This is a genomic window from Terriglobales bacterium (assembly GCA_035937135.1).
Taxonomy (GTDB): domain Bacteria; phylum Acidobacteriota; class Terriglobia; order Terriglobales; family Acidobacteriaceae; genus DASYVL01.
The window spans coordinates 1-9,023 of record DASYVL010000163.1 but is presented as its reverse complement, the minus strand read 5'-3'; the positions used below and the strand labels follow the sequence as shown (position 1 = coordinate 9,023).

Below are 9,023 nucleotides of genomic sequence, written 5' to 3'. Positions count from 1 at the left end.
ATCAACCGCATCCTGCCCGCGCCCAAGGGCATCTTCCTCGAAGCCACGGGGCAGGTCTTTCGCGGCGATTCCGGCGACGTCACCTCTTCACCTCTCTTCACCGCGCACCAGCGCAGCGATGTGAGCTTCGTGGGGCGCCTGCGCGGCTACAAGGACCTCACCGAAGACACCAACCTGGACATCGGCCTCTCCTACGCCCGCGGGCACAACGACCTGGGAACCAACTTCCTCACCCAGCTCTTCGGCTCGGACGTCACGCTGCGCTGGAAGCCGCTGCGCCGCGCCATTTATCATAACTTCCTCTGGCGCAGCGAATTCGTCTGGAGCGAGCGCCAGCAGTTGCCCACGCCGCAGCGCGGCTTCGGCTTCTACAGCGCGGCCGACTACCGGCTGAACCGGCGCTGGACCGTGGGGGGCCGCTACGACCGCTCCGCCCGCGCCCGCTTTGCCAACCTCACCGACAGCGGATTCTCCGCCGTGGTCACCTACTGGCCGAGTGAGTTCAGCCAGCTCCGCGCCCAGTACCGCTTCGGCCGCTTCGCCGAGGGCAAGGACACGAGCGAGCTGAAGCTACAATTGTTGTTTTCCATGGGCGCTCACGGCGCTCATCCCTTCTAAGGAGACGTCATGAAAGCTCAAGCAAGCTGGTTTCGCAGGATCATCGGGATGGCGGCGCTGGCCGCCGCCCTCTGGGGGGCGACAGGCACGGCCTGGGCGGCTTCCAAACTCAACGTCGTCACCACCACCGCGGATTTGGCCGCGCTCACCCAGGAGGTGGGCGGCGACCGCGTCAACGTGCAGTCCATCGCCAAGGGATATCAGGACCCGCACTTCGTCGAGGCCAAGCCCAGCTTCCTCCTGCTGCTGCAGCGCGCCGACCTGCTGATCTCCGTCGGGCTGCAACTGGAGATCGGCTGGCTGCCGCCGCTCATCTCGCAGTGCGGCAACGCGCGCGTCCAGCCCAACGCCTCGGGGAATCTGGACGTCTCGCAGTTCGCCGAGATCCTGGAGCTGCCCACCGGGCCGGTCTCGCGGGCGCAGGGCGACGTCCATCCGCTGGGGAACCCGCACTACTGGCTCGACCCGGAGAACGGGCGCCGCGTCGCCCGCGGCATCGCCACCAAGCTGGCCCAGCTTCGTCCGGAGGACGCGCAATACTTCGAGCAGCGCTTCCAGGATTTCAGCCGGCGGCTCACCGAGGCGGAAAAACGCTGGGACGCGCAGATGCAGCCTTATCGCGGGCGCAAGATCATCACCTATCACCGCTCCTGGCCCAACTTCACCCGGCGCTTCGGCTTGCAGGTGATGGGCGAGATCGAGCCGCGGCCCGGCATCCCGCCCAGCCCCCGGCACACCATCGAACTGATGGAGATGATGAAGCGCGAGGGCGTGAAGGTGATCCTGGTGGAGCCGTACTTCGACTTGAAGACTCCCAACTCGATCGCCAGCGCCACCGGCGCCAAGGTGGTGGTGCTGCTGCCTTCGGTGGGCGGGGAGAAGGAAGCTCCCGACTACTTCAAGCTTTTCGACTACGACCTGGGAGCGCTCAGCCGGGCGTTCCAGGGACAGTGAGGACACAGACCGAATGGACATCCTACCGTTTCTCTTATTGCCCTTCCTGGCCAGCCTGATCCTGACCGGGATCCACGCCTACCTGGGAGTGCACGTGGTGGAGCGTGGCGTGATCTTCGTGGACCTGGCCCTGGCGCAGATCGCGGCCCTGGGCGCGGTGGTGGCCATCCTGGTGGGCGTGGACCCGCATGGAAGTGGTGCCTACTGGATCAGCCTGGCCTTCACCTTCCTGGGCGCGGCGGTGTTCGCGCTGGTGCGCGGGCGCCGGCTCCACATCCCGCAGGAGGCCATCATCGGCATCTCCTACGCCGTGGCCTCCGGCGCCGCCGTGCTGGCCATGAGCAAGGCCACCGGCGAGACCGAGCATTTGAAGGACATGCTGGTCGGCAACATCCTGGCCGTTTCCCGGTCCGAAGTCATCAGGACGGCCGTGCTCTACGCCGTCATCGGGCTCTTCCACTTCCTCTTTCGCAAGAAGTTCCTGCTGATCTCAACCGACCCCAAGCGGGCCGAGGCTGAGGGGCTCTCCATCCGGTTCTGGGACTTCCTTTTCTATGCTTCATTCGGATTCGTGGTGACCTCATCGGTGGCCATCGCCGGAGTGCTGCTGGTGTTCTGCTACCTGATCGTGCCTTCAGTGGGAGCCATGCTGTTCGCGGACCGCATCGGGCCGCGCCTGGCCATCGGATGGACCATGGGCACGCTGGTCTCGGCCCTGGGCGTGTGGCTCTCCGTGGAAGCCGATCTGCCTACCGGCGCTACCATCGTATGCACCTTTGGCGGCGTGCTCATCCTCATGTTCGTGGTGAGCGCGCTCATCGGCCGCGGCAAGGGCGCTCCCCCCAACAACAACGCCCAGGCTGCTAGGGCCGCCTAGGCACGTCACGAGCAATAAAAAAGCCGGGGCGGAATGCCCCGGCTTCTTGTTGGCGGTTGAGCTGCCCGGAGAAAACCTAAACGTTTCTGCGCGGCCGCAGGCTCAAGTCGCGCACCTGGGCCAGGATGCTCGACCACTGCATCCCATCCAGCTTCGAGAGATAGGGAAGCAGTTGCGAGATGAAATCGTCGGAGAGCAGGTCGCGAATCTCGCTCTGCTGGTTATGGCCGCCGGGATCGTAGACCAGCAGCTCGGGCACCGAGACCTCCAGCGCCCTGGCCAGGCGCTCGATGGAAGAGAGCGTGGGACAGGCCTTCTCGTTCTCGATCTTGGAGACGTAGGTGCGCGGCACGTGCATGCGCAGCGCCAACTGGCGCTGGCTCAGGCCGTTGCGCAACCGCAGCGAGCGGATGGCCAATGCGATCTGCAGACGCGTGTGGCCGTTGCCATTTCCGTTGCCGTTGGTCGGAGGCGCCGGCGCCGGCTCAACGGCGACGGGCGGGGGTACTTCCGCGTCCAAAGAGGTATGGCACTTTCGGCAAAGATTGGTGCTGGTGCGGAACTGCACCAGCCGGCATCGGTCGCATCTCACCACTTCCCGTGAATCTACGGGTGCGAGAGTTGTGGCCATTCGTATTTTCGAAGATGCCAGAGCGGGCATCTACCCCGGGAACCTGCTGTGTGAGCGCTTCCGCTTCCCGGGCTCCGCGTCCAAACGTGGAAGCGGAGACGGAAGCAGGACTAATTTGAGGTATGCTCTAGGGCGCTGTCAACTAAATTCGTGGGTGAAACCAGTATGACACCCCAGAAGGCATGGATGAAACCAGTATGTTGACCGGAGAAAACACAGCGAAAGGACTGCCGGAGCGGGCGTCGGCGTGGGCGTTACTTTGCGAGTTCACTGCCTCGGAAAGTCTGCGCAAACACGCGCTGGCGGTCGAAGCCTGCATGCGCGCCTACGCGAAAAAGTTCGCTGAGGACGAAGATGCTTACGGCCTCGCCGGCCTGCTGCACGACTTCGACTACGAGAAATATCCCACGCCGGCGGAGCATCCTTTCGTGGGCAGCAAGATCCTGGAGGAGCGCGGCTACCCGGAGTGGCTGCGCCGCTGCATCCTCTCGCACGCCGATTATTCGAACGTCGCTCGCGAGACAAAAATGGAGCACGCGCTCTTCGCCTGCGACGAGCTCGCCGGCTTCATCACCGCCATCGCCCTGGTAAAGCCCGGCAAGTCGCTCGCCGAGGTGGAGGCGCGCTCGGTGCGCAAGAAGATGAAGGACAAAGCCTTCGCCCGCTCTGTCAGCCGCGACGACATCACCAAGGGCGCCGCCGAGCTCAGCATCGATCTCGACCAGCACATCAGCTTCTGCATCGAGGCGATGAAGGGAATTGCGAGCGAGTTGGGATTGGAGGGGAAGCCCCCCAGCACAAGCACAGAGCCGACCTAAATCAAGCGAGGGCCTTTGCCAGTTTGCCCCGCCGAAGAATCGCCGATACGCTCGCGAAGTCCCCAGCTAGCGCGCGGTCTTTCTCCACGACCGGTGCCACCGCACGCACCACCGCCTTGGCCTGCTCGATGCGCTTGCTCGACTTGAGCGGTGCCCGGAAATCGATCCCCTGGGCGGCGGCGAGGGCCTCGATGGCCAGTACGTGCGTCGCATTCTCCAATATCCTCTTCAGCTTGAGCGCCGCGGTCATGCCCATGGAGACGTAGTCTTCTTTGTTGCCCGAGGTCGGGATTGAATCCGCCGAGGCCGGGTGCGCCAGTACCTTGTTCTCGCTGACCAGGGCCGCGGCCGTCACCTGCGCCATCATGAAGCCGGAATTCAGCCCCGGGTCCTTGGCGAGGAAGGCCGGCAGGCCTTCGCTGAGCGCCGGATTCACCAGGCGCTCGATGCGGCGCTCGGAGATTCCCGCGAGCGAGGTCAGCGCGATGCCCATAAAATCCAACGCGAAGGCCAGAGGCTGGCCGTGGAAGTTGCCCCCGGAGAGGATCTCAGCCTGCGTGGCGCGGCCGCCCTCGGCCGCGGCTTGACTGAGAAACACCAGCGGATTATCCACGGCGGAGTTCATCTCGATCTCGAAGACGCGGCGGCAATAGGCGAGGGTGTCGCGCACGGCGCCGTGGACCTGGGGCATGCAGCGCAACGAGTAGGCGTCCTGCACGCGCGCGCAGTCGCGGTGCGACTCGCGGATCTGGCTGCCTTCGAGCATGCGGCGCAGGTTGCGCGCGCTGCGCAACTGGCCGGGATGCGGGCGGGCGCGGTGGATGCGCTCGTCGATGGCGACGTCGGTGCCGCGCAGCGCGTCGAGCGACATGGCGCCGATGACGTCGGCGGAGTCGGCTAAGGTCTCCGCAGCGAGCAGCGCCAGCGCGCCCAGCGCCAGCATTCCCTGCGTCCCGTTGATGATCGAGATGGCTTCTTTGGCTTCGAGCTTGAGCGGCTTGATGCGCGCCTGCTTCAGCGCTTCGTTGCCCGGGAGACGCTTGCCGGCGACCACGGCCTCGCCTTCGCCGATCATCACCAGCGCCATGTGGGCCAGCGGCGCCAGGTCGCCGCTCGCTCCCACGCTGCCCTGCGACGGGACGATGGGATGCACGCCGCGGTTGAGCATCTGGCAGAGCGTCTCGATGATGGCGGGGCGCACGCCGGAATGACCTTTAGCCAGGGAGTTGGCGCGCAGCAGCATCAGCGCGCGGACTTCGGGCTCGCTCAGCGGCTCGCCCACGCCCGCCGAGTGCGAGCGGATGAGGTTGACCTGAAGCTGGCGGATCTGCCCCGGCGGGATGCGCACGTCGCTCAACTGGCCCACGCCGGTGTTCACGCCGTAGGCCACGTGCTTGCCGCGCAGCAGCTTCTCCACCACGGCGCGCGCCTTGCGCACGCGCTTGCGCGCCTCGGAATCGAGCTCTACCGGGCGGCGGTCCTGGACCACCTCGCGCAGCGCGGCGAGGGTCAGGTCGTTACCAGTGATGGGAAGAGCTTTCACGAATGTCCCGCCGCTTTCTTGAATGCCATCTGGTATTTCTCGGGCAGCGCCTTGCGCTCCATGTTCTTGTCCACCACCAGGTGCGTGGTCTCGCCCTCGGCCAATAGCGTGCCGTCGGTGGCCCGCGCGACCTCGTACGTGAAGTGCAGCAGGGAATCGCGGACGTTCTTCAACTGGGTGCGCACCAGGATCTGGTCGTCGTAGCGCGCCGGAGCCTTGTAGCGGACGCGCACGTCCACCACCGCGATGTGGCAGTCGTCTTCGCGCTCCATGTTGCTGTACTCAAGGCCCAGTTGGCGCAGCAGCTCCACGCGGCCCACCTCGAACCAGATGATGAAGTTGGAATGATAGACCACGCCCATCTGGTCGGTCTCGGCGTAGCGCACGCGGAGTGTGGTCTCTCCTACAGCCGGCTTCATTTCCCCGTCCACTTCGGCTTGCGTTTCTCGAGGAACGACGTGATGCCCTCGCGGAAGTCGTCGGTGGTGCGGATGCGGGCGTTGTCCTCGATAGCCTGGGCGATCTGTGAATCGAGCTGTTCCGCGATGAAGCTGTTGATGAGCCGTTTGGCGGCGCGCACCGACGACGGGCTGTTCGCGATGAGCGTCTGCGCCAGCTCGCGCGCCCGCGGCATCAGCTGTTCCGCGGACACGACTTCATTGACCAGCCCATAGCGGTGGGCTTCGGCGGCGTCGAAGAGCCGCCCGGTGAGCAGCAGGTCGCGCGCGATCTTGTGTCCCACCTGCGTCACCAGGAACGACGAGACGATGGCCGGCACGAAGCCGATGCGCACCTCGGTGTAGCCGAACTTGGCCTCGGGGACGGCCAGGGTGAAGTCGCACATGGTGGCGATGCCGGTGCCGCCGGCGATAGCAGCGCCATTCACCGCGGCGATGGTGGGCTTGGGGAAGTCGTAGATGCGGCGGAAGAGGCGCGCCATGGTGGCGGAGTCTTTCACGTTCTCCTCGTGCTTCTTGCCAATCAGGCCCTTCAGGCCTTCGAGGTCGAGTCCAGCGCAGAAGGCCTGGCCCGCGCCGGTGAGGATGGCTACCTGCGCCGCGGACTGTTCTGCCGCGTCGAGCGCCGACATCAGGTCGGCGAGCAGCTCGAAGCTGATGGCGTTTCGCTTTTCCGGGCGGTTGAGCGTGAGGGTGACGATGCCATCGCCTTCCGCGAGCAGGACCGTGTTTGCCATCAGTGCACCACCTGGGTCGAATGTTTCTGCGCGATGTCGGCGGACATGCGCAGCACCGAATCGAGCGGCTTCTGGATTGGCAGCGGGATGCCGCGGCCGCCCAGGGCTTCGAGCACGCGCTCGGTCGGAATGTTACCTACCAGCAAGTCCTGCGCGAAGGGACATCCGCCCAGGCCGCCCAGAGCGCAGTCGAAGCGCCGGGCGCCGGCATCATACGCGGCCAGGACTTTTTCCGCGGCCTGCTCCGGCCGGCTGTGCAGGTGAACGCCAAGCTCTACGCCCGGGAACTGGGGCGCGACGGCGCGCACCAGCGCGCCGACCTGCGCCGCATTCGCCAGTCCTACGGTATCGGCGAGCGAGATCTGGGTGATGCCCATGTCGAAGAGCAGCCGCACCGCCTCCACGACCTCCTCGGCGTTCCACGGCTCGCCGTAAGGATTGCCGAAGGCCATGGAGATGTAGGCTACCGTGCCCATGCCGGCGTCGTCAGCCTGCAGCTTGATCTTCTCCAGTGACTCGACGGCTGCCTCGAACGTCTGGTTCGCGTTCTTCTTGAGAAACGCCGGCGAGACCGAATAGGGGAAGCCCACCGTGTGCACGGCCTCGGTCGCAATCGCGCGCTCCACACCCTTTTCGTTCACCACGATGCCGATGATTTCCACGTCGTCGGGCGGGTCGAGCTGCTCGAGTACTTCTTCGGAGTCCGCCATCTGCGGCACGGCTTTGGGGGAGACGAACGACACCGCGTCAATGTGCTTGAACCCCGCGGCGATCAGCGCCCGCAGGTACTGCGCCTTGACCTCGGCCGGAATCTGGCCGGTGAGGCCTTGCCAGGCATCGCGGGGACACTCAACGAGTTTGACGTCGGACTTCATGCTAACCGCGGTGAAATCACGTTTGGAGCACTCCAACCTTGAACTCCGCTACGTCCGGGTTGAGCGCCGCGGCCTCGAGCGCGGTGGTGATGGCCTCGCGCGTCGAGACCGGGTCGATGATCTTATCGATCCACAGGCGCGCGGCGCCGTAGCGCGGGTCGGTCTGCTCGTCGTAGGTTTTCTTCACCGACTCGAACAGTTCCTTCTTCTCTTCCGCGCTCAACTTCTTGCCGCCGCGTTCGAGCTGCTTGATCTTGATCTCCACCAGCGTATTCGCCGCCTGCTCGCCGCCCATGACGGCGTAACGCGCGGTGGGCCAGGCGAAGAGGAAGCGCGGGTCGTAGGCCTTGCCGCACATGGCGTAGTGTCCGGCGCCGAAGGAGCCGCCCAGGATGACGGTGATCTTGGGCACGACGGAGTTCGACACCGCGTTCACCATCTTGGCGCCGGCGCGCAGGATGCCGCTCCACTCCGCGTCGCGCCCCACCATGAATCCGTTGACGTCGTGCAGGAAGACCAGCGGCACCAGGTTCTGGTTGCAGTCCATGATGAAGCGCGCGGCCTTCTCCGCCGACTCGGTATAGATGACGCCGCCGAACTCCACGCGCTTGTTGCCGGCGCGGTCGGTCTGCTGCACGTGCTTTTTCTGGTTGGCCACGATGCCCACGGCGAAGCCGCCGATGCGGGCGTAGCCGCAGAGCACGGTTTCGCCGTATTCCGACTTGTACTCGTCGAAGCGGCTGGCGTCCACCAGGCGCGCAATCACTTCCTTCATGTCGTACTGGCGCGCCGGGTCGGATTCGAAGATGCCGTAAAGCTCCTCGGCGGCGAAGGCCGGGGGCAGCGGCTTCTTGCGGTCGAAGATGGAGTTGCGGCGATAGCCCATCTTCTCGATGAGCGAGCGGATGCGCACGAGGCAGGCGGGATCGTCGGGCTCGCGGAAGTCCACCGTGCCCGAGATCTCGGAGTGCATCTTGGCGCCGCCCAGCTCTTCCGCCGAGGCTTTCTGTCCGATGGCCGCCTGCACCAGTGCCGGTCCGGCGATGAACAATCCCGAGCCGTCGGTCATCAGCAGGTGGTCGCACATTAGCGGCAGGTAAGCGCCGCCGGCCACGCACATGCCCATCACCGCCGAGAGCTGCGGGATGCCCATGGCGCTCATCACCGCGTTGTTGCGGAAGATGCGGCCGAAGTCGTCGGTGTCGGGGAAGACGTCCTCCTGCAGCGGCAGGAAGACGCCGGCGGAGTCCACTAGATAAATGGTGGGGATGCGGTTCTCGATGGCGATGTTCTGCGCGCGGATCACCTTCTTGGCGGTCATGGGGAAGAAGGCGCCGGCCTTCACCGTGGCGTCGTTCACGATGAGCATGAGCAGGCGGCCGTGGACGCGTCCGAGGCCAGTGACCACGCCCGCCGCTGGCGCGCCGCCCCACTCCTCGTACATGCCGTAGGCGCTGTAGGTGCCGAGCTCGAAGAACTCCGTCTTCGGGTCGAGCAGCAGCGCGATGCGCT

At 65.4% G+C, this 9,023-nt stretch carries 10 protein-coding genes; 4 read left to right on the top strand and 6 right to left on the bottom strand.

All coding sequences use genetic code 11. The annotated features are described in order from the left end of the window. The 3 genes from VGQ94_09445 to VGQ94_09435 all read left to right on the top strand — a co-directional run. Positions 1–618, top strand: a 618-nt coding sequence (locus VGQ94_09445) for a hypothetical protein (protein HEV2022743.1), incomplete at its 5' end; no start/stop codon positions are given. A 9-nt stretch (positions 619–627) separates the two neighbouring features. Then, complete coding sequence (locus VGQ94_09440; protein ID HEV2022742.1) at positions 628–1,572, top strand: metal ABC transporter substrate-binding protein; 945 nt, start codon at positions 628–630, stop codon at positions 1,570–1,572. Positions 1,573–1,585: 13 nt separating this feature from the next. Further along, the gene (locus VGQ94_09435; protein ID HEV2022741.1) at positions 1,586–2,449 is read left to right on the top strand and encodes a metal ABC transporter permease; all 864 of its coding nucleotides are present in this window, start codon (positions 1,586–1,588) and stop codon (positions 2,447–2,449) included. Between the two features lie 76 nt (positions 2,450–2,525). On the opposite strand, the gene VGQ94_09430 is transcribed toward VGQ94_09435, so the two are convergent. Further along, entirely contained in the window at positions 2,526–3,041 is a 516-nt protein-coding gene (locus VGQ94_09430) for a helix-turn-helix transcriptional regulator (protein ID HEV2022740.1), read from the bottom strand. 236 nt (positions 3,042–3,277) lie between these two features. Between VGQ94_09430 and VGQ94_09425 the strand changes: the two genes are divergently transcribed. Beyond that, on the top strand, positions 3,278–3,898 hold the full coding sequence (locus VGQ94_09425; GenBank protein HEV2022739.1) for an HDIG domain-containing protein: 621 nt from the start codon (positions 3,278–3,280) through the stop codon (positions 3,896–3,898). Position 3,899: 1 nt separating this feature from the next. Here VGQ94_09425 and hutH read toward each other — a convergent pair whose 3' ends face one another. The 5 genes from hutH to VGQ94_09400 form a co-directional block, all read right to left on the bottom strand. Beyond that, a complete protein-coding gene (gene hutH / locus VGQ94_09420) occupies positions 3,900–5,441 on the bottom strand; it encodes a histidine ammonia-lyase (GenBank protein HEV2022738.1) in 1,542 nt (513 codons plus the stop codon). Continuing rightward, positions 5,438–5,860: a thioesterase family protein gene (locus VGQ94_09415; protein HEV2022737.1), complete on the bottom strand. Its 423-nt coding sequence runs from the start codon at positions 5,858–5,860 to the stop codon at positions 5,438–5,440. The genes hutH and VGQ94_09415 overlap by 4 nt, the downstream gene beginning before the upstream one ends. Beyond that, positions 5,857–6,636, bottom strand: a complete 780-nt coding sequence (locus tag VGQ94_09410; protein ID HEV2022736.1) for an enoyl-CoA hydratase-related protein — start codon at positions 6,634–6,636, stop codon at positions 5,857–5,859. Before VGQ94_09410 ends, VGQ94_09415 begins: the two co-directional genes overlap by 4 nt. Continuing rightward, positions 6,636–7,511 (bottom strand): hydroxymethylglutaryl-CoA lyase, encoded by an 876-nt coding sequence (locus tag VGQ94_09405; protein HEV2022735.1) that lies wholly within the window; start codon positions 7,509–7,511, stop codon positions 6,636–6,638. The genes VGQ94_09410 and VGQ94_09405 overlap by 1 nt, the downstream gene beginning before the upstream one ends. Before the next feature lie 16 nt (positions 7,512–7,527). Next, on the bottom strand, positions 7,528–9,023 hold a 1,496-nt coding region (locus VGQ94_09400), incomplete at its 5' end, for an acyl-CoA carboxylase subunit beta (protein ID HEV2022734.1).

Coding starts and splice junctions, on each gene's coding strand:
- VGQ94_09440 (HEV2022742.1), top strand. CDS start 628: ATGAAAGCTCAAGCAAGCTGGTTTCGCAGGATCATCGGGATGGCGGCG.
- VGQ94_09435 (HEV2022741.1), top strand. CDS start 1,586: ATGGACATCCTACCGTTTCTCTTATTGCCCTTCCTGGCCAGCCTGATC.
- VGQ94_09425 (HEV2022739.1), top strand. CDS start 3,278: ATGTTGACCGGAGAAAACACAGCGAAAGGACTGCCGGAGCGGGCGTCG.
- VGQ94_09415 (HEV2022737.1), bottom strand. CDS start 5,860: ATGAAGCCGGCTGTAGGAGAGACCACACTCCGCGTGCGCTACGCCGAG.
- VGQ94_09405 (HEV2022735.1), bottom strand. CDS start 7,511: ATGAAGTCCGACGTCAAACTCGTTGAGTGTCCCCGCGATGCCTGGCAA.
- VGQ94_09410 (HEV2022736.1), bottom strand. CDS start 6,636: ATGGCAAACACGGTCCTGCTCGCGGAAGGCGATGGCATCGTCACCCTC.